General features: G+C 56.2%; 32 protein-coding genes. 16 read left to right on the forward strand and 16 right to left on the reverse strand.

Annotation, left to right across the window (positions count from 1 at the left end):
* Positions 1 to 12 precede the first annotated feature (12 nt).
* Genes phnE through SynRS9902_RS08550 form a run of 4 tightly spaced genes read left to right on the forward strand, consistent with a single transcriptional unit; the run spans position 13 to position 3,186 of the window.
* Positions 13 to 822 (forward strand): phosphonate ABC transporter, permease protein PhnE, encoded by an 810-nt coding sequence (gene phnE, locus SynRS9902_RS08535; protein ID WP_186508810.1) that lies wholly within the window; start codon positions 13 to 15, stop codon positions 820 to 822.
* Entirely contained in the window at positions 819 to 1,820 is a 1,002-nt protein-coding gene (locus SynRS9902_RS08540; RefSeq protein ID WP_186508811.1) for a phosphonate dehydrogenase, read from the forward strand. Before phnE ends, SynRS9902_RS08540 begins: the two co-directional genes overlap by 4 nt.
* A complete protein-coding gene (locus SynRS9902_RS08545) occupies positions 1,817 to 2,587 on the forward strand; it encodes a phytanoyl-CoA dioxygenase family protein (protein ID WP_186508812.1) in 771 nt (256 codons plus the stop codon). The genes SynRS9902_RS08540 and SynRS9902_RS08545 overlap by 4 nt, the downstream gene beginning before the upstream one ends.
* Positions 2,584 to 3,186: an HD domain-containing protein gene (locus tag SynRS9902_RS08550; RefSeq protein ID WP_222929452.1), complete on the forward strand. Its 603-nt coding sequence runs from the start codon at positions 2,584 to 2,586 to the stop codon at positions 3,184 to 3,186. Before SynRS9902_RS08545 ends, SynRS9902_RS08550 begins: the two co-directional genes overlap by 4 nt.
* Positions 3,187 to 3,390: 204 nt before the next feature.
* Here the strand turns inward: SynRS9902_RS08550 and SynRS9902_RS13520 are convergent, their stop codons facing one another.
* Entirely contained in the window at positions 3,391 to 3,531 is a 141-nt protein-coding gene (locus tag SynRS9902_RS13520; protein ID WP_222929453.1) for a hypothetical protein, read from the reverse strand.
* 281 nt (positions 3,532 to 3,812) lie between these two features.
* On the opposite strand from SynRS9902_RS13520, the gene SynRS9902_RS08555 reads away from it, so the two are divergent.
* Both SynRS9902_RS08555 and SynRS9902_RS08560 read left to right on the forward strand, forming a co-directional pair.
* Positions 3,813 to 4,037, forward strand: coding sequence for a DUF1651 domain-containing protein (locus SynRS9902_RS08555; protein ID WP_255446275.1), 225 nt, complete (start codon positions 3,813 to 3,815; stop codon positions 4,035 to 4,037).
* A 77-nt stretch (positions 4,038 to 4,114) separates the two neighbouring features.
* The gene (locus SynRS9902_RS08560; RefSeq protein WP_255446077.1) at positions 4,115 to 4,339 is read left to right on the forward strand and encodes a hypothetical protein; all 225 of its coding nucleotides are present in this window, start codon (positions 4,115 to 4,117) and stop codon (positions 4,337 to 4,339) included.
* Between the two features lie 1,210 nt (positions 4,340 to 5,549).
* On the opposite strand, the gene SynRS9902_RS08565 is transcribed toward SynRS9902_RS08560, so the two are convergent.
* Positions 5,550 to 5,741, reverse strand: a complete 192-nt coding sequence (locus SynRS9902_RS08565) for a hypothetical protein (RefSeq protein WP_255446078.1) — start codon at positions 5,739 to 5,741, stop codon at positions 5,550 to 5,552.
* A gap of 234 nt (positions 5,742 to 5,975) precedes the next feature.
* Between SynRS9902_RS08565 and SynRS9902_RS13525 the strand changes: the two genes are divergently transcribed.
* From SynRS9902_RS13525 to SynRS9902_RS08590, 6 genes are all read left to right on the forward strand, one after another.
* On the forward strand, positions 5,976 to 6,164 hold the full coding sequence (locus SynRS9902_RS13525) for a hypothetical protein (protein ID WP_222929454.1): 189 nt from the start codon (positions 5,976 to 5,978) through the stop codon (positions 6,162 to 6,164).
* Between the two features lie 109 nt (positions 6,165 to 6,273).
* Complete coding sequence (locus SynRS9902_RS08570) at positions 6,274 to 6,486, forward strand: hypothetical protein (RefSeq protein WP_186508815.1); 213 nt, start codon at positions 6,274 to 6,276, stop codon at positions 6,484 to 6,486.
* 64 nt (positions 6,487 to 6,550) lie between these two features.
* Positions 6,551 to 6,751 carry a DUF2973 domain-containing protein gene (locus tag SynRS9902_RS08575; protein WP_186508816.1) on the forward strand — a complete coding sequence of 67 codons (201 nt, stop codon included), beginning with the start codon at positions 6,551 to 6,553 and terminating at the stop codon, positions 6,749 to 6,751.
* 85 nt (positions 6,752 to 6,836) lie between these two features.
* Complete coding sequence (locus tag SynRS9902_RS08580) at positions 6,837 to 7,019, forward strand: hypothetical protein (RefSeq protein ID WP_186508817.1); 183 nt, start codon at positions 6,837 to 6,839, stop codon at positions 7,017 to 7,019.
* The gene (locus SynRS9902_RS08585; protein WP_006849771.1) at positions 7,019 to 7,162 is read left to right on the forward strand and encodes a hypothetical protein; all 144 of its coding nucleotides are present in this window, start codon (positions 7,019 to 7,021) and stop codon (positions 7,160 to 7,162) included. Before SynRS9902_RS08580 ends, SynRS9902_RS08585 begins: the two co-directional genes overlap by 1 nt.
* Positions 7,163 to 7,367: 205 nt before the next feature.
* On the forward strand, positions 7,368 to 7,535 hold the full coding sequence (locus SynRS9902_RS08590; RefSeq protein ID WP_186508818.1) for a DUF4278 domain-containing protein: 168 nt from the start codon (positions 7,368 to 7,370) through the stop codon (positions 7,533 to 7,535).
* A gap of 1,486 nt (positions 7,536 to 9,021) precedes the next feature.
* On the opposite strand, the gene SynRS9902_RS08600 is transcribed toward SynRS9902_RS08590, so the two are convergent.
* On the reverse strand, positions 9,022 to 9,168 hold the full coding sequence (locus tag SynRS9902_RS08600; protein ID WP_186508820.1) for a hypothetical protein: 147 nt from the start codon (positions 9,166 to 9,168) through the stop codon (positions 9,022 to 9,024).
* A 430-nt stretch (positions 9,169 to 9,598) separates the two neighbouring features.
* Here SynRS9902_RS08600 and SynRS9902_RS08605 point away from each other — a divergent pair, with 430 nt between their 5' ends.
* Complete coding sequence (locus tag SynRS9902_RS08605; protein WP_186508821.1) at positions 9,599 to 9,781, forward strand: hypothetical protein; 183 nt, start codon at positions 9,599 to 9,601, stop codon at positions 9,779 to 9,781.
* A gap of 2 nt (positions 9,782 to 9,783) precedes the next feature.
* On the opposite strand, the gene SynRS9902_RS08610 is transcribed toward SynRS9902_RS08605, so the two are convergent.
* From SynRS9902_RS08610 to SynRS9902_RS08635, 6 genes are all read right to left on the reverse strand, one after another.
* Positions 9,784 to 11,418 carry an FAD-dependent oxidoreductase gene (locus tag SynRS9902_RS08610; protein WP_186508822.1) on the reverse strand — a complete coding sequence of 545 codons (1,635 nt, stop codon included), beginning with the start codon at positions 11,416 to 11,418 and terminating at the stop codon, positions 9,784 to 9,786.
* A 238-nt stretch (positions 11,419 to 11,656) separates the two neighbouring features.
* Positions 11,657 to 11,866 (reverse strand): hypothetical protein, encoded by a 210-nt coding sequence (locus SynRS9902_RS08615; RefSeq protein WP_186508823.1) that lies wholly within the window; start codon positions 11,864 to 11,866, stop codon positions 11,657 to 11,659.
* Positions 11,859 to 12,011 (reverse strand): hypothetical protein, encoded by a 153-nt coding sequence (locus SynRS9902_RS08620; protein ID WP_186508824.1) that lies wholly within the window; start codon positions 12,009 to 12,011, stop codon positions 11,859 to 11,861. The genes SynRS9902_RS08615 and SynRS9902_RS08620 overlap by 8 nt, the downstream gene beginning before the upstream one ends.
* A 24-nt stretch (positions 12,012 to 12,035) precedes the next feature.
* Positions 12,036 to 12,263 (reverse strand): hypothetical protein, encoded by a 228-nt coding sequence (locus SynRS9902_RS08625; protein WP_186508825.1) that lies wholly within the window; start codon positions 12,261 to 12,263, stop codon positions 12,036 to 12,038.
* 105 nt (positions 12,264 to 12,368) lie between these two features.
* Positions 12,369 to 13,016: a ParA family protein gene (locus SynRS9902_RS08630; protein WP_186508826.1), complete on the reverse strand. Its 648-nt coding sequence runs from the start codon at positions 13,014 to 13,016 to the stop codon at positions 12,369 to 12,371.
* A gap of 9 nt (positions 13,017 to 13,025) precedes the next feature.
* Positions 13,026 to 13,217 carry a hypothetical protein gene (locus tag SynRS9902_RS08635; RefSeq protein ID WP_244272209.1) on the reverse strand — a complete coding sequence of 64 codons (192 nt, stop codon included), beginning with the start codon at positions 13,215 to 13,217 and terminating at the stop codon, positions 13,026 to 13,028.
* 33 nt (positions 13,218 to 13,250) lie between these two features.
* Here SynRS9902_RS08635 and SynRS9902_RS08640 point away from each other — a divergent pair, with 33 nt between their 5' ends.
* A complete protein-coding gene (locus SynRS9902_RS08640; RefSeq protein ID WP_186510678.1) occupies positions 13,251 to 13,442 on the forward strand; it encodes a hypothetical protein in 192 nt (63 codons plus the stop codon).
* Between the two features lie 1,696 nt (positions 13,443 to 15,138).
* Here SynRS9902_RS08640 and SynRS9902_RS08645 read toward each other — a convergent pair.
* Entirely contained in the window at positions 15,139 to 15,300 is a 162-nt protein-coding gene (locus SynRS9902_RS08645; RefSeq protein ID WP_186508827.1) for a hypothetical protein, read from the reverse strand.
* Between the two features lie 1,084 nt (positions 15,301 to 16,384).
* On the opposite strand from SynRS9902_RS08645, the gene SynRS9902_RS08650 reads away from it, so the two are divergent.
* Complete coding sequence (locus SynRS9902_RS08650; RefSeq protein WP_071823061.1) at positions 16,385 to 16,489, forward strand: DUF4278 domain-containing protein; 105 nt, start codon at positions 16,385 to 16,387, stop codon at positions 16,487 to 16,489.
* Positions 16,490 to 16,542: 53 nt separating this feature from the next.
* Here the strand turns inward: SynRS9902_RS08650 and SynRS9902_RS08655 are convergent, their stop codons facing one another.
* From SynRS9902_RS08655 to SynRS9902_RS08680, 6 genes are all read right to left on the reverse strand, one after another.
* Entirely contained in the window at positions 16,543 to 16,707 is a 165-nt protein-coding gene (locus SynRS9902_RS08655) for a hypothetical protein (protein WP_186508828.1), read from the reverse strand.
* Positions 16,704 to 17,489, reverse strand: a complete 786-nt coding sequence (locus SynRS9902_RS08660) for a J domain-containing protein (RefSeq protein WP_186508829.1) — start codon at positions 17,487 to 17,489, stop codon at positions 16,704 to 16,706. Before SynRS9902_RS08660 ends, SynRS9902_RS08655 begins: the two co-directional genes overlap by 4 nt.
* A gap of 15 nt (positions 17,490 to 17,504) precedes the next feature.
* Positions 17,505 to 18,170, reverse strand: coding sequence for an SDR family oxidoreductase (locus tag SynRS9902_RS08665; protein WP_186508830.1), 666 nt, complete (start codon positions 18,168 to 18,170; stop codon positions 17,505 to 17,507).
* A gap of 56 nt (positions 18,171 to 18,226) precedes the next feature.
* Positions 18,227 to 18,460 carry a hypothetical protein gene (locus SynRS9902_RS08670; RefSeq protein ID WP_250397570.1) on the reverse strand — a complete coding sequence of 78 codons (234 nt, stop codon included), beginning with the start codon at positions 18,458 to 18,460 and terminating at the stop codon, positions 18,227 to 18,229.
* An 89-nt stretch (positions 18,461 to 18,549) separates the two neighbouring features.
* Positions 18,550 to 18,759, reverse strand: coding sequence for a hypothetical protein (locus SynRS9902_RS08675; protein WP_186508831.1), 210 nt, complete (start codon positions 18,757 to 18,759; stop codon positions 18,550 to 18,552).
* A gap of 184 nt (positions 18,760 to 18,943) precedes the next feature.
* Positions 18,944 to 19,270: a hypothetical protein gene (locus tag SynRS9902_RS08680; RefSeq protein WP_255446079.1), complete on the reverse strand. Its 327-nt coding sequence runs from the start codon at positions 19,268 to 19,270 to the stop codon at positions 18,944 to 18,946.
* Positions 19,271 to 19,368: 98 nt separating this feature from the next.
* Between SynRS9902_RS08680 and SynRS9902_RS08685 the strand changes: the two genes are divergently transcribed.
* On the forward strand, positions 19,369 to 19,524 hold the full coding sequence (locus tag SynRS9902_RS08685) for a hypothetical protein (protein ID WP_255446000.1): 156 nt from the start codon (positions 19,369 to 19,371) through the stop codon (positions 19,522 to 19,524).
* Positions 19,525 to 19,655: the final 131 nt, after the last annotated feature.

Below are 19,655 nucleotides of genomic sequence, written 5' to 3' on the forward strand. Positions count from 1 at the left end.
TGTCTTTCCCTTATGAGTGCTTCCGTTGATTCCCATCGCGCCATTCTTCGGCGCCATGAGCTGCGATGGCGGCAGCAATTCCTCCGTGTTCTGGTAATTCTCACGGCGGTTGTTGGTTCCTTGGCCGTTGTTGGCCTGTTTGATCCGAATCGAATCGCCACTGGGGTGCCGGCGATTCTCAACTTGCTGCCAGAGATGTTTCCACCGGACTTCGCACGGTGGCCGTTCTGGATCAAGCCTTTAATCGACTCAATGGCGATGAGCATCGCAGGCACCTCCATCGCGGTGTTCTTTTCGCTCCTCCTATGTTTTTTTGCAGCCCGTAACACCAGCCCCAGCCCGGCGCTTTACGTGATCGCCACGGCAGTGCTCAACGTGACCCGAGCCGTTCCCGAGTTGATTCTCGGCATGATTCTTGTGGCTGCTGTTGGCTTCGGAGCACTGCCCGGAACTCTGGCGCTTGGCCTTCACTCCGTGGGGATGCTCGGCAAGTTCTACGCCGAGGCGATCGAACTCTGCGATCAGGAGCCGATCGAAGCCGCCCGCTCATCGGGGGCATCTGAACTGCAGGTGATCGTTCACAGCATCCTTCCTCAGGTGTTTCCAGCCATGGCGGATGTCACCTTCTACCGCTGGGAATACAACTTCCGGGCTTCGATGGTGGTGGGCGCCGTGGGCGCCGGCGGCATCGGTTTGGAAATCATCAGTGCCCTGCGAATCATGGAGTACCAACAGGTCTCGGCCCTGCTGCTGGTGGTGCTTGTGGTGGTCACAGCGCTCGATTCGATGAGCAATGCTCTGCGGCATTGGATGGTGCAATGACAACCCTCATGAGCCATCAACAGCGGCCCCATCTCGTGGTCACGAACCATGTGCAGGAGGAGGTCATCGACTTCCTCTCCGAATTCGCACATGTCGCCGTCAATCGCAGCCGGGAGCCCTGGAGCCGACCCGCCCTGTTGGCAGCAGCAGCGGACGCCGACGGCCTGCTGATGTTCATGCCGGATTGCGTCGATGCCGACTTTCTGGATCACTGCCCACGGCTGGGCTCGATCTCCGGAGCCCTGCGTGGTTTCGACAACTTCGATCTCTCCGCCTGTGATGCCCGGGGCATTCGCTATCAATTCATCCCCAATTTGTTGGCGGCACCAACGGCAGAACTCACCGTTGCAATGCTGATCAGCCTGGCGCGATCCATTCCGGCAGGGGATGCCTTCGTACGCACAGGCCAGTTCCCTGGATGGCGGCCCAATTTCTACTCCAAAGGAGTGATCAACAGCACGGTTGGCATCGTAGGGATGGGGCAACTCGGCATCGAATTCGCCGAGCGCATGCGGGGCTTCGGGGCAACGCTGCTGTACAGCGATCCCGTTCGTCTTGATCGCCCATCCGAGCAACGTCTTGAGCTGCAGCATGTGGAGTTCAACGACGTGATTGAGTGCAGTGATCACCTGGTGCTGATGGTGCCGCTCACGAACGACACGCGGCATCTGATCAATGCGGATGTGTTGGCCCGGTGCAAACCGGGTGCCGTGCTGGTGAATCCATGCCGCGGCTCGGTGGTGGATGAACAGGCTGTTGTGCGCGCGCTGCAATCAGGCCAGCTGGGGGGCTACGGAGCCGATGTTTTTGAGATGGAGGACTGGGCCCGAGAGGACCACCCCTCTTCCATTCCCCATGGCTTGCTCGATCAGCGCGATCGCACCGTGCTCACCCCGCACATCGGGTCAGCCGTTCAATCGATCCGAGAAGACATCGCCATGACAGCGGCCCGCAATCTCAAGGCACTTGTTGAGTCCACCCTGACGCCGATCAGATGAGCAACATCACAACCACAACGCACTGGGATCCGAAGGATCTCCTGGAATTCAAAGGGCGTCACGAACACGACGGCGTCGTCCATGTGCCTGGCTTGGTGGCAAACGACGCCATGGCGGAGCTGCTGGCTTGGATTGACGACATCTCCAACGCATCGACATTGGGGCGCCATTACTTCGAAAGCACAGACCGTGGTCGGGTCAAAGCGCGAACCGAAGACTTCGCCAAGGATCACCCGCCCCTGCATCAGTTCCTGACCCAGGGGCGGGTGCGCGACGTGCTCGAAGCCTTGTTTGGCGAGCCGCCGGTGCTGTTCAAGGAAAAGATCAACTACAAGCACCCCGGTGCCGCCGGATACGCCCCCCATCAGGATGCCCCGGCCTACCCGTTTGGCTCGCTACACATCACGATGCTGCTGGCCTTGGATTCAGCGGATACAAGCAATGGCTGCTTGGAATTCGCAAAAGGGGCCCATCACAACGGGGTAATCGATGTGAATGCCGATGGATGCCTCCCGATTGAGCGGGCAGCTCAACTCGAATGGACGCCGATGCCTGTGGCGGCTGGAGACGCGGTGTTCTTCAACTCCTTTGCACCGCACCGCAGCGGCACCAATCGCTCCGATCGTTCGCGCCGCGCGCTGTACGTCACCTACAACGCCAGCTCCGAAGGCGATTTGCGATCGGAGTACTACGACCACAAAAAGCAGGCGCTGGCAGATGGGCGCGTCAGCTTGATCAACCACTTTCTCGGAGAGGACGTCTCATGACTGCACTGGCCGACCACGCCATCGAATGGATGAAATCCATGCAAGCGGGGAGTCGGGAAGAGCGTGTTGATCTGCTCTTCGCCTATCTCAACACCCATGGGCAATCCAGCTACGACCCATCGGTGACGCAGCTGGAACATGCTCTGCAGACAGCGCATCTGGCCCAACAGGAGTCGCAGCAGCCCCACCTGGTGGTGGCATCACTGCTTCATGACATCGGCCATCTGATGATCGATGAACACGATGAGCGAAGGGATTTCCTCGATCAAGACTGTGCCCATGAGGCCGTCGCCGCCCGAGCACTCTCGGTGTTCTTCCCCACGAAGGTCGTTGCCCCCGTACAGCGGCATGTCTCGGCCAAGCGGCTGCTGTGCTCCTTGGATGAGACGTATTACGCGGGGCTGTCGGATGCATCGAAACGCAGCTTTGCCGTGCAAGGCGGAGAGCTGAGCCGCTCTGAAGCGATGCGGCTGTTGGCCTTAGAGGGGATGGACGATGCCATGGCCCTGCGGCGCTGGGACGACCGGGCCAAGGTTCATGGGGTTGAAGTGCCCGACTTGGATGCCTACAGACAGGTGGTCTTGAACCATCTCGTGTAGAGCAGGATTCAAGCGAGGTCAGCTCCCTGGGAGTTGCACACGATTGATCCCAGTTGCACAAAATTCCAGTGACAACTCAGGGACAAGCCCCTCAGACCTGTTCCGGCAACTGATTGCTAAGTGGCAGCAGCGGCCAGGAACCCCAGCGCTGATCCGCAGGATTCACACCAGCTCCAGCCACCTCGCTCCCCATCAATGCAGTGATTAAGCCAGCGTCAAACCACCCACTCCGGCGCAGAACAGCACCACCCGCCAGGCCGGTTGCAGCTCACCAACAACACAAACGCCCCCAAAGGGATGGGCCGACCTTCCTGATGAGAAAACGACCTCTCCAGAGAGGTCCATCAGTAGTTATGAGGAAGATTCCCTTCTTACCCACCAGAAGGGGCCGGTGATGGTCCACTGTGTAGAGGACCTTTGGTCCGAGGACCCAGCGAGAAAACTCAACAACCAAATCTCGAAACTTCAAGCCCGAGTGGCCTTCCCACAGCACTGGAGCAGCGGAGAGCATGAGCAGCACATCGAAAGGCTCCGCCAGCTCAACTACGAAAAAAGCCGTCTGATCGATCGATCAGGCTCCTCTCCCATGGGGCGAACTCATCACTGAAGAACTCTCCTACAAGTCAATTGGCGCGTGGCTTGTCAATGAGCCACAGCAGCTTTATTACCAATTCACCGCTTCCAAGGATGGCTCTCAAGGCGATTCGATCGTCATGCGCAGCTTCCATTGGCGACCACCTGACGACCCGATTCCTCAGGGGAGTCAACTGATGACACGACAAGAGGCGCTGGAGAAATGGAATGCACTCAAATCCATGGGTTGGAGGAGATGCGCCGGTCCACTTCCATAGGGCAGTGAATCGGTGAGCCAGGTGCATGAAAGCATTTGGCAACTGGAGCAAAACCTGCGGTAGTCCAGAGTGCAGTCATGAAACAGCCGAACACACAGCGACTTAGGGCTCTACGGCTGTCTGCACTCGCGAGGGACAACACAGTCGTCAATGCCATTCGCTCCTCGATCACTCAGGCCCCTGATGCTCTGGTTAAGGAGTTGATGGATGTTCATGGATGGCCTGCGCATGAAGCCCTCTGCGCCGTTCAGCAGCTTCAGCAAGATGTTCTCGATGACACGACCGAACAGGCATCGGCGTGAAAGAAATCATTCGCAACGGCCAAGATTTGGTCAAGCGATCGAAGCCCTAATCAGCTCTGGCCATCTCTTGAAGTGAGGGCTCACTGGCACTCGATGCACGCACGATTCGTATGTCTACCTTGCGAGTGTCATCCTCCTCAGGGACATGGGATTCGACGGAGTCGATAGGACAGACCGCTTCATCATTGCCGCCAGGCGACGTGCGGAAGCTGCAATGCATGAGACGTCTCCAAAGCTGACGGCACTTGAGAAAGCGATGTGGCTCAAGTTGAAGCGAGGTGAACGCCCCTGCAAAAACAGCAAAGCGAGCGCCTAAAGAAGAAGTGCAAGTTCTGGGCACCGATGTGGCAGAAGGAGACGGGCTGGGCGCCTAAGGCGGGATGACGCCCAACCAGCGAACCGTGTCATCGGAATTACCTTGTTTGAAAGGAATTAAGTAACTTGAACTTGCTATCAAACGGTTAAGTGACCGCACCGCAGAGGGTTTACATAACTCATTCAGGAAATACATGGAACTCAAAACTGGATCTTCCGATTGCCTTTAGGTTCTTGCTTATGGCGTTCGCGGGGACAATCGTTGCAACCATGGCTAGATCAAAAAAAAGACTTTGCCTTGCTCGCGGGTGCCTTCCTATTAGGGCTTGGAGCCTTAGAAGCAGTCCTTAATTTCTTCGGCTTCTAGGCCTTTCTAGTAGCAGAAGGAGATGAGATGGGCTCCTGAGGCGAGTTGAGACTTTTTCTAAGACCGAAGAAATCCCATAGGGTGCCGATATGGGCATCCATCCAGCCGATCAACCGCTCCTTGAGCAGCAAGAGGAGGACAGCTTTGAGGCTTGGCAGAAGCGCAGAGCAAAAGAAGCGGAAGAGCCTTGGGCCTTCCCCGACGATGGAGCTGGATCTACAGAGGCTTCCTGAGATTGCTCCGCTAGTGAATCTTCAAGCGCGTCGAGCGCGGCGGCTTTGAGCTGAATCCAAAGGAGATTCCTCTGAGATCGTTGTTATGGCGTTCAATGGACAGGCGAGAGCACGAAAAGGAGCGTGCTTGCCTTCCAAAATGAACGAATCGATTGGCGCGCCGCCTGAGAGATGGATTGCCATAACTGAGAAAATCTTCAAACGGTCTACGGACGTATGGCTCCGAGCCGCCGATCGGCTTCCCGTACTTCACCTGATTCAAGGCCACAGGCGTGCCACCACACGGACGGGATGATCAATGGCGCAAAGGCTGATCAGAATCATTTGCAAACTCAAGGTCAGCCCAACTCAGCTCAACCCAATTAAGACCCTCCTCAATTTCTTGCTTTAGAAGTGCAGCCTCATCGTTGGCACCATCGGCGACGAGTATTAAATACTTTCTGTACTCAACCAGCCAGGCAACGAGGTTTGGAGTGCAGTTCGTCATGCTCTGCCCTTCATGCTGCATGCTAAGCAGCATCGCAACTTTGGCTGCTTAACCGTGGTGCGATGAAGGCAGGTTGCGCAAACCCAACTGTTCCCTCATCCCGTCGCCTCAGTTTGACCACCGACCTAGAGGAGGTCTGCACGAGCACGACACCCACATACTGATAACAGCCGAAAGAGATGGCACCAGTAGCAAAAAAGGATATTTACTCACCTCAGCCATGGTTATCACCCGATGGTCCACTGTGGAGGTGAACCTTGGACCGAGGACTCAACGACAAATCTCAACGACGCAATATCGGAGCTTGAGGCCCGAATCGCCAATCCACGTCATTGGAGCAAAGAAGAGAATGAGCAGAACATCGAAAAGCTGCGTCAGCTCAACTTCCAAAAGCAACTTTTGATCGACTACGCCCAGAAGTAGACAACGCACCTGGGGATAGAGGCTGGTCACCCGCAGCTGACAGGCCAACCCCACTAGAAGCTATCCATGGATTCCCACACCACGGGTCTCCTTCATGGAGGAGGCTCCAATGGCTGAACGTTCAATGCGAAGTCGGCTCACCTACAGCGGTGCAACAAGTCGAACCTATGCAGAGTCTTTGCATTGGGGCATTAGATGGGAAGGGCTGCCCAGCAACTGGTTCAGCCGCTATGGGCGCTGGGCGGAAGCAGAAGAATGCCTGGCCCGCCTTGACTACCTGGAGCGGGAATATGCGGGGGAGGCAAAGCAGGGCCGCAAGTAGCGATTAGCAACCCCAGACAGCGATAGCAGTGGTTAACGTTTCTTAACATCGCATTGAAGAGGCAGTGATCGCAGGTCTTTTCCCAATCGCTTACGCAGCTGTCTTGACGTACTTGCTCTTGCAGGCTTTTCGGATGATGCGCCCATCGTCGGCCTCTAAACCCAGCACATCGAACGACCGAACAGGTCTCAAAACCACACACCCAGAACTGCTTGATGAGAACGGTGAGGTGACCAACGAGGAGCTTTGGGCTGTTCGCTTCTAGGACGAAGGTTTGGTTCTCCCTGAGGCATGAGCATCGAATTCTGGATTTAGCCAGTAGGGTCCGATGACTCTCAGGTCAGCCTCACGTGAATCGTCACCCGAATCTGGCCTTTTTTGGCGGCACCGTGATCATCGCAATCATGGTTATTGCTGCTTTCGCCAACGTCGCCATCGCTGGCGGTTGCTCTTACAGCAAGTCCAAATCAGCCGATGCAACAACCGAAGAGATCAAATGCACAGGCGATAAAAATGCTGAGGTTGAAGCCTGATGACTGACTATTCATCAGCCATCACTGCACTCATCATCGTGACCGTGGTGATCTCTGCGGCAGTCGTTTACGTCCTGGCTCAGCCCACTGACCTGCCGAGATACAAGGAGAACGATCCGAGATCTAAGGAGGACGACCGCTGAACGTCGATCATCTTTGGCGTTCCCAGGAGCTGAAAGCCCCCTCTACCGGCTGGGCTCCTGAAACCAGGCAAGGCTGTAAACCCAGAGATCAACTTAGGCGTATAATTTATTTGTAGCAATCGATACACAACGTTCACCTCTTTCCAAGGGGCGCAGACACTCCAAGCCACGGAACGGGGACTTGGAATTTTCTGAGGAACCAACCATGACTGCTCTTCTCTACAGAGGTCACTCCTACGAAGCTCCAGAAGCATCGCCCAAAGCTTGTGTCGAGCTAACCCACCGCCGCGAGCACTACAACACATGCCGCGAAGAAGTCGCTCACAATGCCCATCCAAGCCTGACCTACAGAGGCACTTCCTACACCAAGTGATCAGGGCTTAATCAAACCCCAAACCTCTGCCTTCGGCGGGGGTTTCTTTTTGCATCTGAGGCAGCTCCGAGCCTGCCAAAAGAATTGGGCTGAGATCCTGAAGCGGGCTAACCCCAATGCGGAAACCACTGGGGAAGAAGCCCCGCACGAGCAAGGCCAAGTACGGCTGCCACTGTTACCAGCTTCACTCCCGTCAGGATTCCTGCCGTTTTCCAGGTGAACAGCGATTTCGTCAGGGTGATCAATGCACATGCTCAGCCAAAGAACATCATGTGCCATTGACGAGCTGGGCTCGTAAGACTGACTGGGTCCCTTGCTCACTGGTCGACAACTGAAGACATGATCCCGAAGCTCATTTGGAGATAGCAAGCGATCAGCTCTGCCCTCTCCAAGCTGAGAGCATCAGGGGATACAGATGATGTTCTGTGTTGAACGAAGCGATGGGCCCGACATTTGGTTTCAGGAGCAGTGCTTCAAGACTGAGTTCAAGGCTTTCACCAACGCCCGAGCCAAATCGCTGAATACTTTCGGGCTCTATCGAGTCATCTACGAAAGTCCCGGCAACTCAGGTGAGGTGATGAGGATTTCAAAAGGCAAAGCGATCCTGGCTGAAGATGACCGACTCGTTGGATAAGTGCTGATGCCTAAACAGCGGAAATTCCGTGATTTGGACTGGCGCATTAAAGGCATTGCTAGAGCAAGGGTCCAGGCAATAGCCGTGTATAACGTCGTCAAGCAAGAAGCTCCCGACCGTTGGGTCAAGGAGCTTTACCTCCAAACGGAATTCAAGGCTTACCTATGTGATCGCACAAAGTCGAAGGCGCTGATGTGCACTTACATGGTGGTTGACGCGACCACTAACAAGGTGACCTCAATCGTTCGTCATGGCATGCCCCTCATCGCATAGGAGGCGAACTCGGTCAACCCTCAAATTTATAGCTCCAAATTCTCGAGAAAAGACCAACGCAATCTCATGGCCCGGCGCTGAGGAATAACTCGGAGAACTGAATAATATTTTCTCATGTCAACGCAAATTGAAACGATTGGAGTGAATGTATTTCGACGACAGATGCAACAAGTTTGATGCTTTGTCTTGCTCTTCCACCTTGATGAGCTTCCTCACAAGGCTCCATGTGTCGTGCGCAGACATTTCACCATCTTGCTCCCATTTGATGCTCGACAATTCAGCAGGAGACATCAAGAGAAGACGCTCCTTTTCAACTTAAGGAACCTGATGCCGATGTGGCCGTTGCCACCAAGTGATGTCACTTAAGACAATCAGAAGTTGGTTTGCCTTGATACAACGTTCTGCAAGAAGGCAATAAAAAAGCCTCAGCCGCATGGGCTGAAGCCAGGTGATGGGGAACAGATGAAACATACCGGCCCTGCACCCAGAATCAAGGGCTGAGGACACCACATCTGGTGGCTGGCGCAGCCTTGCCGAGGCAATGAACACCAATGAGCTCCAGCTGCCAAACCGAAAAGGTCAGTGCGAACCGAACCAGGAGCAACAGGTGCCAAGACGGATCGTCAACAACGCCAGAACGCCGAGCGCTGCAGCCACAAACGACACTCCCATCAGCTGCTGACGACGCTTCTCACTCCTGGCCTCGACCGATTGGCTCCCGTTCAACAGAAAAATCCAGACGCGCCAACTTAAGCGTTTTCAGTAACTTGCGCTACCAAGACAGGTGTTCTACCGGCGATGCTGCGGCGGCTGCGTGCGCTGAGTTGCGTGCGCGCCCTGAGATGACGGTGACGGCGACAGGGCCTTTCATACAGATCGGCGCTGTTTTTCCACGAGCGCGGGTAAGGCCAGCTGCGTTTGACCGCAGGCGAATTGGTTGTTCTACAACACCACCAAGCGTGGAGCCACAGGGCGGTCATGCCACAGATCAAACCAGTCATGGCTGCATGATGAAACCCATCGGGGCGGCGTCAAGCGCAGGCCAGCAACCTAAGCAACGCTGGTCATCCCCCCGCAGCTCTGCATGAATGAGTGATACGGCCTGTTGCCAAGTGCCCTTGGGCCGATGCAGAACGGGTGCATCGGATCAGCAGCCATGGCCAAGCGTCGCTTTGTCGAAAAGCAACCGCTCACCGAAGCGGAAGGACTGACCGCCCTGATCATGATGGGGGTGGGGCTCACCCTGGGTGGCATCAGCGTGACCATCCTGATGGCGCTGAATGCCTCAGCAGCAGGGTCTTGGCAGGAACTCTGGCTTTCAGGTCAACTGAATTTCTGAGCTCAGGCCAACCAAGGCCAACGGATCCCGAACGCCTCCAGGGGGTCCATCACGAGCTTGTTCAGGGCTCGGCCCAACAGCACCTGGGGTTCTTCCGGACGGATCGGACGCACCGGATGCTGTGGGCAATTCGCAGCATTCGCCCCTTTCACCACCCCACTACGCACCAGTGCATTAGCTGCCATAAGGCCGCAGACGTAGGCCCGTTCCTGGCACAGCCCCTTGGCACCGTGCTCGCGTTCGCCCATCCGCACCCAATCGCCGGCGCAGACCACAGACGGAAGTGCCGTCTGCAACGGCGGCCGTTGGCTGAAACTGCCGGGGGAGAACAACGACACCGAGCCCGGGTAACGCCGCACCTCAAACTCCAGCACCTGGGCAAGCCGGAAGGCCGGCACCGCCTGGGGCAACAGCTCATTCAGCAGGGTGTCGACGATCTCCTGATCACTCAATGCTGCGATCGCCGTGGCGTTGTAGAAGTCGCTGGCCACCACGGAGCCCTGGGGCTCGCTGCCGCCCCAGAGCGCATCAAGATCCGCGTTCTGCAGCTGGTCGAGCATGAAAAAAGTGGCGCCCGCACCCTGCAAGGCATCAAAGAGCGAGAAGACATTGGCGGGATCGGCGACTGCGATGGTGCGATCCAGCCACAACCGCACCGACACCACATCGATCGCCCCCAAACCGCCAGCAGCCACCAACTCCGGCAGCACATCACTGCAACGCGGCGACTCCGCCATCAGCGCATGCATGCCCTTGGCACCCATCGCCAGCACAACCGCATCAACGTCATCGATCAGATCTGTACGTCCAGTCTCGTTCAATCGGACCTGCACCGACTGGATCGCTTCGCCTGGCTGATCAAGCTTCAGGCCCGTGGCCAACGTTCCTCCCAGAACAGTGAGCAGACCGGAGTCGATCAGGCGTTCCGCCAGGGGCGCGATCAGCTGCTCGGCAATGCTGCCGCGACAAATCCAGCGCACATCAAAAGAATCTTGATGCGCCAGGGCGTAGTAGTAGAGCAGCTCCATGGTGACGGCTGCCGATAATTCCTCCGGTGGCTTGAACAGACCCACCAAAAGAATCGGACGCAAGAATTCGTCGATCATCCGCTCCGTGATGCCCAGTTGACGGAACAGGGTCAACGCATTGATGGCGTCGTAGCGCCGGAAGGTTTCCTCGTTGCGGTTCAGATCAAGCATCGCCACCAAAAGGCCGGCAATGCTCAGGCGATCGGCAACAGGCAGGCGCTTGAAGTTCTTGATCGTTGCCATGGCCTGCCCCAAGGGGCTGGGCAACTGCAACCCGTCACCGAACACCGGGGCAGTGGCCTCCAGACCGGCGGGAGACCAGAAGGCGCTAGTGGTGAATTCCGTGAACACATCGGTGAGACCAAGCTCATCGGTCAGCGCATTGATGTTGGGGTAATCCCTCCAAAAGCCCCGGGTGCCGGCTTCGAACGGTTTACCGCTGGCGGTGCGCATCGGCGTTCTCCCCGTGGGATCCGGCATCCCGTCAACCAGGGTGACGCGAACACCGGCTTCACAGAGGGCTTTGGCTGCACCCCAGCCGGCCCAGCCTCCACCGATCACCACCACATGGGAGGCATCAGCGTTAGCGGCCTTGGAAAGCTCAGGCATCGACCAAACAGAGATGCTGGGAGAGGCTTCACATCATGCAGCCATGGCACGGAAACGGTTGCCATCGCCACAGAGAAGAAGGGATGAATAACGTCATTCGAGTTCAAACCCGCTCTATGGATTCCAACTCAGCCGTCCGCTGGCCTGTGTTCCTGCCGTTGGTGCTGTTCTTTGGTGGCATCGGCGCTGCAGCAGCGATGACCCAGTTGCTGGGATCGTTCTGAGCTTCAGGGCGCGATCAGATCAGGTTCAAAGCCTCAAGCACTTGAGCCCTAATGCCGCCGAGACGGAACCAAGCTTGAACGGCATCGGCCTTGCAGGTGTAAGGCCTCCAGTCGTCTTCATCAAGGCGCCGTTGGATGTGACGCACCACCCGTTCAGCGACGACACGATCACTGGATACTTTCAAAAGGATCTGCTGGCCGTTCAGCTCAAACGTGTCAGTCATTTTTGGGCGGTTTGATCAGCTCACCGGTCTGCAATGACACCACAGCGAAGCTGCCCACAAAGACAACCGCCACCAAGAGGAGGAAGGCCGCTGTGAGATTGCTGATCTCAAGCTGCCCAAGCATGAAGGCCAACAAGTAAGTCATCAAAAGCAGCAGTCGCTTTTGAACCTAGACGGACTCGTCGTCGTTCAGATTGACAAGAACCACGCCAGCCATCGACAAACCGATGGCAAGCATCACAACGGCTTCGATCATGCGGCCTTGGTAGAGATGCTCGGCGTCTTGAGCAGAACCGCCGCGGTGGAGGCCTTCACCGTCGCCTGTCCAGAGGAAGCGGATTGAGCCTGGGGCTGCCAGGTGGATGCTGCTGAGCAACGGGTGGGATTCTTCAACCAAGAACTGCGACCCATCAACCTTCAATCAGCTGAAGTAAGGATTGCGGCTGAAGCTCAGAAGATCTGTCTAATTGGCGACCGACGCCAAAAGTGAGCTGTTTCTTGATCAAGCACTAATGGCGTCAGGCGTTGCTGCCGACAAGCGATCACGGATCTGAACAGCAGCCTGGCAATAGGCCGCCCATCCCCCCATGCGCCTCAGATCGGCACGGCCACGGTCATCGACGGCATTCGACACACAAACACCCTCCACTTCTGCTTTTTCAAACGCCGCCAACAAGGGGATTTCCGCCTGCATCACATCCACATCAAAACCCTCCAAAATTTGACGCGCTTCCTGCGCAAGCCGTTGTTTTCGGCTGTCCACTTTCACCAACAGCGCGGCATGCATGGTGCCCATCTGCCTGAGGATTGAAGAGAGTTCGACGGTGAGCTCCACCGATCTCGCTTGCGGGGTTGTTGGGAGCAAAACAAGGTCTGCTCCGGCCGAAAGATTCTTCAGTTCGTCCTCATGGCTGCTGGCCTGCCCGTCGGTGATGATCACTTGGGCATGGCGGGTGGCCTTTGCTGCAGCCTCCACAGGCACCACCTCAAACGGAAGCATGCCTCGGGCGGCATAGGCGGTTGCCGAGCGGTTGCGATCCGCATCAACAACACACACCGACAGGCCCTGCTGGGCCCAAACACAAGCCAAGTGAATGCTGGTGCAGGTTTTTGCCACACCACCCTTCTGGCCAAAGACAGTCAAAAACATGGCTGTGATTTAAATGCGCGGAATGATCGCATCGTTGGGAAAGAACTCTTCAAACACGCAGATGCGGTCGGCCCAACGGGCCTCCACTTCCAAGCGCATCAAGCGATTGCGCACCCACATCAAGGTGTCCACATCAATGGGTTTGTGGAACTTGTGCTGCTGCGCCTTCACCCAATCATCCTTGCTCTGAGAGCTGTTCATGACCGCGAAAACTGACCTGCCCACACCGTACGGATGGCGTTCTTCGGCGCCATGAGCTTCACACTGAGTAAGCATCAAGGATCACTCAATCGCAGCCGAACTGTTCAGCAGAACAACGAATTAATAGAAGCTTTGAGTCCAAGCCAGAGCGATCAGAGCCTGAACCTCGTGATCGGTAGCCGATCCATCATTCCGACCATCCAAGCAACGACAGAATTGATTTAGTTCATCTTCAGCCTGTGATGACGCAAAAAGCACCCCAACTCAAGCCACGCCCGGTGCACACACCACCCAAACGCGCTTGAAGCACTTAAAGGCCTGAATCAACCCATCGGAGCTGAACAGATCTCCTGTTCTGTAACACCACGAACAACACGTTGATTGACACCACCCTTATAAGGGATCTGTAGCAACCGCTACGCAATCACGTTCACCTCGTCTTCGGCGAGGCGCAGTTCGACTCAGGCCATGGAACGGGGACCTGAGCTTGCTTCGATGAAACAGTTTCTCAAGCAAAGAATCAGAGAACCGTTGGCAATACAAGGATTTCGGAGGCTAAGAGATTCTCTTTTGTCCACTGTTTGTTCCACTGAGTGATCCACAGTTCTGATGCTTGGATGAGGGCTCTCTGACCCAACTTCACACCGGGTCGATTTGTCGCCACTCTGAGCAAGTCAACAAAAACGAGCCCCTTTATTCAGAGCTGGGGGGCTCTTTTTTTATGCAAGCGAAGCCACTGCCCTCGTAGAGGTGGCCTCGCCGCTCCAAGGTCAGTCGTCCAACGGAGCACTTTTGTGCTAGCCCTCTTTTGACAGGGCAGAACGCATCACCTGACACCAATCAGCAGAAGGGTGTCCTGAATCCAGGAAACAGAGATGCACAGCTGCTGAACGCATCTACCTTCTGGCTTCACTCTGAGAGCCATTCTCGGCATGTACTGCATCGAACGCCGAGGTCCTGATCATCAATGGATCAGGGAATTGAACTTTAAGACTGAGTTCAAGGCCTTGATCGGTGCTCGACGCAAGGCAATTTCAACCTTGTCTACCTATCGGATCGTCCATGCGATGTGGCCAAACCAAGCGGTTTGCTACGTGGATGGACCTGAATTGGCCAACGAGGTGGAAACAAAGGGGTGACCGCTCTGCTAAGCACACCCCCCTGAGACCGAACTCATCTTGATGAGCTCAGGCAGAGGTGATCGGACAAATCAATCCAATATGCAGGATCGGCATACCGAGGCCAGGCCTACATCCGAACTACTTGTGACGCTTTGCCTCTCTTTCGCTTCTCACCACCGAAGGTTTCAACGGGCAAGCCAATGCGCGAAATGGCGTGTGTCGTCCATCCAGGATGAGTTCGCCGAGTGATTGGGCGTGGTGAAGGTGAATCTCCATCAGATCTCCTACCAACCTCATCGGTGTAACCAGACCTCATTGCGGGTCAAGTGTCATTGGCTGCCATTTCGGCATTGCTTCTGGTTTGCCTCGTGCACCGTGGTGAGGTGTCGTCGGCACCGTGTGATGAAGATTTGGGGGTGAGCCTGGCTGCGTCCTTGGGATCGCGAGGTGGCTCTTCCTTCCCTTTCTTCCTCAAGGCGACAACAGCGCCGGTCAGTGCATCCAGGCCTGTCTCCATCCATTGTTGCCAGCCACGCTCGGTTCTGTCGAAAAAGCAAGAGTCCACAAAAGAGACACCAGTCAGTGGCCCCAATGCTTCTCGGTGTCCAGTGTTGTCAGCCAGCGCCGGACCATTCTCAACAAGCCTGCCGAATCCACACCTGGCAGGCCATGGGAAAAGAAAAGACCACCCCCTGGCAGGCCTCAAGCCACAGACTCCGGACACCCCCATGGGGTCGTTTTCGTCCCTGGCGTCTCGATATGGGGGTTTGCATTTTTCTGTGGTGAAAACGGGCTTGACCTCAGAAACTGGTTTTGTTTCTTGTGAGAAAAAGCCAGCCAATAAATGTGGTCACGTAGATAACACCAATCACCAACAGATTCAAAGGCAAGAACAGATCCCAGAGGAAAGAAATTCCAACTGAAATCACTCCTGCCCAACCCAAGCCATCAAGCCAGTCCATGACTAGCAGCAAGCATCTTCATAGTCGTCAAACTCTTGAACAAGAGATTCAGCATCGACTGGCTGTATTTGCCCGAGCAGAAGCTCTGTCCTTTGCTTCAACCATCTCGACACCTGAATCTGCTGTGCGGGTGGCACCTCATCCACAGTGATCAGCTTGAGATTCCTCCTCCAATTCTGCTCCCAATAGCTCATTATATTCAGAGCGGGGCCTTGGAAAATATCTCTATTGGAGCTGTGGTTCTGTTGCGTAGACAACCATTGGCCCTACAGCAAATCCGCCAAGGCCATTCAGACCGCACTCAACAGACACCAAGAAATCCCACACAACACACAATCAACAGCCCACACAGACGCTCTCAGGGCTCATGCAGAGCAGGCCACGTCAATCGTCGTCATCGAGAAAATCCAGCGGAATCAATCCGAGCGGATATGAAAGAACAATCTACATCGATTTCAGTCGTTCATCAATACGCAACGCGGAGAAATAAAAGGATCTGTTAACACCACAGGGACGTGATTTCTTCATTGCAAAGTGACGCTTGACGCAAATGATTTGGGATTGGGATTTCACGAAGGAATTGGGTCTGGGAAGTTGTTTCGTCAGCTCTCAGTTTTCAATTGCCAACAACGGGAGTTGCACCCGTATGTTCAAGAAGAGGGTCGAGGTGATTGCTTTCAATCAATATTGGAGGGATTGCCAATGCGCGTTCCATCCCCCCTGGAAACGAACCTCCGACAATCCACCATTGACCACCACCCGCCCCGAGAGCCGACCAAGGACCATCGGATGACGAGATGGACCAAAAGCCGCCTCAGAGGTCAACTGGTATCGCAAAGATACATTCAGTAGGATTCATTGTTGAATTCATCACAGCCAAGAACCCAGACCCAGACTGAGTTCATCAATCCACGAGCAACCAATTTCCCTGGTTTGTATCGGCGTGAACGACACAGGGATTGACCGCATGGATATAACTGATGTGTAGCAACCGCTACCCACTACGTTCAGTCAGCACTCGTGTTGACCGCAGTTCGACTCAGGCCATGGAACGGGGACCTGAGCTTGCTTCGAGGAACCCATCATGACCCTGACCTATCGCGGCCAGAAGTACAACCAGAACAACGCTGCTGCATCCAACGTTCAGCGTCCTGTTCTTGTTTATCGCGGTCAGAAAGTCGCCAGCTGACAACAGCATGACGACCTCTTGCAAGCCCCGCCTCGGCGGGGCTTTTTTATGGCTTATTTGCCTTCAGGATCGGGCTGTTTTGCCTTCCAACGTTCAAACCAAACGGCGACGGCGAGGGACACACCCACGGCAAAGCCAGCACCAATCAGCACCACACCAAATTCCACCGGCATCAACACCACCTGTTGCTGCCCCAGATCATCGGACAAGAGCGTCACTGAACCAAGGACTGATACGCCTCATTGACGCGTCGAAACGCCTCAGCAGAACCACCGAGATCAGGATGGTGCTGCTTCACCAGTTTTCGATGCGCCTGCTTGATCTCAGCGAGGGACGCGTTGGCCTCCAAGCCCAACACCCTTAAAGCGGCACGGCGTGGATCACGGGCGTGGCCATCGTCCTGACGATCCGTTTGACGTTGGTCCGTTCGGGTGCGGCGACCCTGCCGCCTTGAACCTGATTGGTCCTGCCGCTGACGCAACTGCTCCACCACACGCTGTGGATCCTCATCCAGCCATTCACTGGCCCGCACCCCAAACAAGGCAAACGCCGCCAGAACGGCCGTTGTTTGCTTGTTCGGCTTGGCTCCCACCGCCGCCATGAGATCTGTTCCCAGCCCCCGAACCAACCGATCCAACCGCTGTTCAAGGGTTAAGTGGGCAGGGAAACCACTGCGGTTGAGCTGGTCAATCAACAGCTCCAATCCGCGCTGACGCAATGCCGTCCATCCCGGCTGCTGAGCCAGGGCCTGCCCCCAGGCCCGCACCTGTTGGCTGCTGATGCGCGGTGGAGCTTGTGCCGATGGCTCACTCCAGGGGCGATGGGATCTGGGCTCCGTACGAATGCGTTGGCGTTGCTGACGTTGCAGTCGCTCCAACTCACGGTTGAGCCGCAACACCTCGCGACGCAAAGCGTCGTTCTCCGCCAGCAACGCCTCAACATTGCTGGTGACGCGTTGTTCAGGGCGTCCGCCTGACCACTGACGCGGATCAAAGCCCAAAGCGTGTCTCCCGCCTCACCACGGCAACAACTCACCATTGGCATGCCAGAAGCTGCCGCTGGTGGCCATGGTCAAATCATCGATCCGGGCCAACAGCCCCTTCACCGACTGCTCGGGGGGGATCCCGCTGGGATTGAAGCGAATCATGCGGGTGCGCACCAATCCGGGATGCAGGATCGCCACGGCGATGCCCCGCGGTTCCAGATCAATCGCCAACGACTTTCCGGCCATGTTGAGCGCCACCTTCGACATCCGATAGCCATAGGAGCCTCCCGAACTGTTGTCGTCGATGGACCCCATGCGGCTGGTCATCAGCACCAACTTCGCTCCGTTGGGCATCTGATCCACCAACGCCCTGGCCAGCAGCAAAGGAGCAAGGGCGTTCACTTCAAACTGGCGGCGAATCCCGGAGGGATCCAAATCCATCAGGCCCATCGACTGCAAAATCCCGGCGTTGAGGATGACGCCATCGAGGGGCAAACCATCCAGTCGCTGCACCAGGTCATCAATGGCTTGGCTGTCGCTCAACTCAAGGCCGGCTTCCACCCGCACCCCCAGGCACTCCAGTTCATCACTGGTTTGACGGCAAACGGCCACCACGTCATCGCCACGGGCTTTGAGCTGCCTGCAGTATTCCAAGCCGATCCCACGGTTTGCGCCGGTGACCAGAAACGTCGCCATCGGGAGGTTTCAGCAACCGCCATCCTGCCGGCTCTTGCGTCGATCCCCTGACGCGATCACGCCGGGAAATCCCCCTCGACGCCGTACTGATGCAAACACTGTTTCACCGTGAGCACGGAGACCGTGCTGCCGGTCTCTGCATCCACCAGCAGATAGGGGCAGCCTCGGAGCACGCAGCGTCGCCGTGCGTCGATATAGGCATCAAAAGCGTTGGCATGGGAACACTCCTCCACCCAACCTTCACTGCTGAGATACCGCGTGAGGATCATGCCCACAGGCCCCTGGGCCACCGGTTATGGCTCAGGACATTTCACATCCAAGAAAGAGCCTTGAAGTCTTCGGGATCACAACGGCTCTGGAAACGCCGAAGCAAGCCAGATCAATGGGGTTCAGCTGATCCCTGCACAACGGTGACCACCTGGTTCCAGGTGGCATGCACCACGCGATAGGTCTTCAACGTGGCGCGCGATTTGGTGCGGGCATTCACAAAGGCTTTGAACTCCGTTTTGAAGCAGATCTCCTGGATCCACTGCCCTCCTGTATCAAGCCTCTCGATGCAATACATCAGAGATTTAGCGGTTAAAAACATCACAACCGCAAAACATTTGCTGAGCACAAAATCGAAAGGTGCTGTTCGGGATCAATCAAAAAAAAGCCCCCGCGCTTGGCGGAGGCTCAGGTGGTGTGAGGAGTCGACGATTTTGCAACTGCCGACACCGATTTCATAGCTCGATTTCAGATCAGCAGCGGCTCCGGCCACAAAGCTTTATCCGCTACAGATACAGAACACTGGCGCGACAACGCCGGAGCGCATTACGCACAGCCTCCAGCCTCGTTTCGTCCGGCCGATGCAGTCCGGCAGGCACCACCATCTCGTCGTTCGCATCCAGATGAACCCGTGCCGAGAACCAGGTGCCAGGTCCTGGCACAGACGCACGGCAGATCGGATCCTGGTTTGCATCCAAACGTCGCTCGATCAACCAACCCTCTACCCGATCCAAGGGCTGAAACGACGAGGAGGCAGAGGCGACGGACGCCATCAGGGTGAGCAGCAACAAACGCAGGGCCTGCATCACAAGGCTGGGACGAGCGAAGCGCACCCATCGTCACAGAGAACACCGGTTCAACCGCGCCGTTGCGTTAGAAGGGCTGCGTCGCGGAGCCGTCGATGCCGTTATTTCGCTGTGAAGGGTGCTCCATGCGCATCGAGCGTTCGATGGCGGCGTACTGGCGCAACAAGGGGAAATTGCTGTGCTCAACGTGTCTCGACCGTCAGGAGATGCCTCTGAAAACAGCCGAGGGAGGCCGAAAGCAAGGTTCTTCCGAATTCCGTGCCAACAGCAACAAAAGCTGACGCCAGCTGTGGGAATGATGCTCAGGTCGTTCCCTCCCCCCCTGATCCATGGGTTTCCTCGCCGTCGCCGGATGCGTGCTCCTGGCCTCCGCCATGTCTGCTGCACTCACCACCAAGCCTTCCAAAGCCTG

The sequence above is a fragment of the Synechococcus sp. RS9902 genome (genome assembly GCF_014279635.1).
Taxonomy (GTDB): Bacteria; Cyanobacteriota; Cyanobacteriia; order PCC-6307; family Cyanobiaceae; genus Parasynechococcus.

Bases quoted from the DNA above. Each gene is read 5' to 3' on its own strand.
- phnE (WP_186508810.1), top strand. From the start codon at position 13: ATGAGTGCTTCCGTTGATTCCCATCGCGCCATTCTTCGGCGCCATGAG.
- SynRS9902_RS08540 (WP_186508811.1), top strand. From the start codon at position 819: ATGACAACCCTCATGAGCCATCAACAGCGGCCCCATCTCGTGGTCACG.
- SynRS9902_RS08545 (WP_186508812.1), top strand. From the start codon at position 1,817: ATGAGCAACATCACAACCACAACGCACTGGGATCCGAAGGATCTCCTG.
- SynRS9902_RS08550 (WP_222929452.1), top strand. From the start codon at position 2,584: ATGACTGCACTGGCCGACCACGCCATCGAATGGATGAAATCCATGCAA.
- SynRS9902_RS13520 (WP_222929453.1), bottom strand. From the start codon at position 3,531: ATGGACCTCTCTGGAGAGGTCGTTTTCTCATCAGGAAGGTCGGCCCAT.
- SynRS9902_RS08560 (WP_255446077.1), top strand. From the start codon at position 4,115: ATGAAACAGCCGAACACACAGCGACTTAGGGCTCTACGGCTGTCTGCA.
- SynRS9902_RS08565 (WP_255446078.1), bottom strand. From the start codon at position 5,741: ATGACGAACTGCACTCCAAACCTCGTTGCCTGGCTGGTTGAGTACAGA.
- SynRS9902_RS13525 (WP_222929454.1), top strand. From the start codon at position 5,976: ATGGTCCACTGTGGAGGTGAACCTTGGACCGAGGACTCAACGACAAAT.
- SynRS9902_RS08570 (WP_186508815.1), top strand. From the start codon at position 6,274: ATGGCTGAACGTTCAATGCGAAGTCGGCTCACCTACAGCGGTGCAACA.
- SynRS9902_RS08585 (WP_006849771.1), top strand. From the start codon at position 7,019: ATGACTGACTATTCATCAGCCATCACTGCACTCATCATCGTGACCGTG.
- SynRS9902_RS08590 (WP_186508818.1), top strand. From the start codon at position 7,368: ATGACTGCTCTTCTCTACAGAGGTCACTCCTACGAAGCTCCAGAAGCA.
- SynRS9902_RS08605 (WP_186508821.1), top strand. From the start codon at position 9,599: ATGGCCAAGCGTCGCTTTGTCGAAAAGCAACCGCTCACCGAAGCGGAA.
- SynRS9902_RS08610 (WP_186508822.1), bottom strand. From the start codon at position 11,418: ATGCCTGAGCTTTCCAAGGCCGCTAACGCTGATGCCTCCCATGTGGTG.
- SynRS9902_RS08615 (WP_186508823.1), bottom strand. From the start codon at position 11,866: ATGACTGACACGTTTGAGCTGAACGGCCAGCAGATCCTTTTGAAAGTA.
- SynRS9902_RS08620 (WP_186508824.1), bottom strand. From the start codon at position 12,011: ATGACTTACTTGTTGGCCTTCATGCTTGGGCAGCTTGAGATCAGCAAT.
- SynRS9902_RS08630 (WP_186508826.1), bottom strand. From the start codon at position 13,016: ATGTTTTTGACTGTCTTTGGCCAGAAGGGTGGTGTGGCAAAAACCTGC.
- SynRS9902_RS08635 (WP_244272209.1), bottom strand. From the start codon at position 13,217: ATGAACAGCTCTCAGAGCAAGGATGATTGGGTGAAGGCGCAGCAGCAC.
- SynRS9902_RS08640 (WP_186510678.1), top strand. From the start codon at position 13,251: ATGGCGTTCTTCGGCGCCATGAGCTTCACACTGAGTAAGCATCAAGGA.
- SynRS9902_RS08645 (WP_186508827.1), bottom strand. From the start codon at position 15,300: ATGGACTGGCTTGATGGCTTGGGTTGGGCAGGAGTGATTTCAGTTGGA.
- SynRS9902_RS08650 (WP_071823061.1), top strand. From the start codon at position 16,385: ATGACCCTGACCTATCGCGGCCAGAAGTACAACCAGAACAACGCTGCT.
- SynRS9902_RS08665 (WP_186508830.1), bottom strand. From the start codon at position 18,170: ATGGCGACGTTTCTGGTCACCGGCGCAAACCGTGGGATCGGCTTGGAA.
- SynRS9902_RS08675 (WP_186508831.1), bottom strand. From the start codon at position 18,759: ATGTTTTTAACCGCTAAATCTCTGATGTATTGCATCGAGAGGCTTGAT.
- SynRS9902_RS08685 (WP_255446000.1), top strand. From the start codon at position 19,369: ATGCGCATCGAGCGTTCGATGGCGGCGTACTGGCGCAACAAGGGGAAA.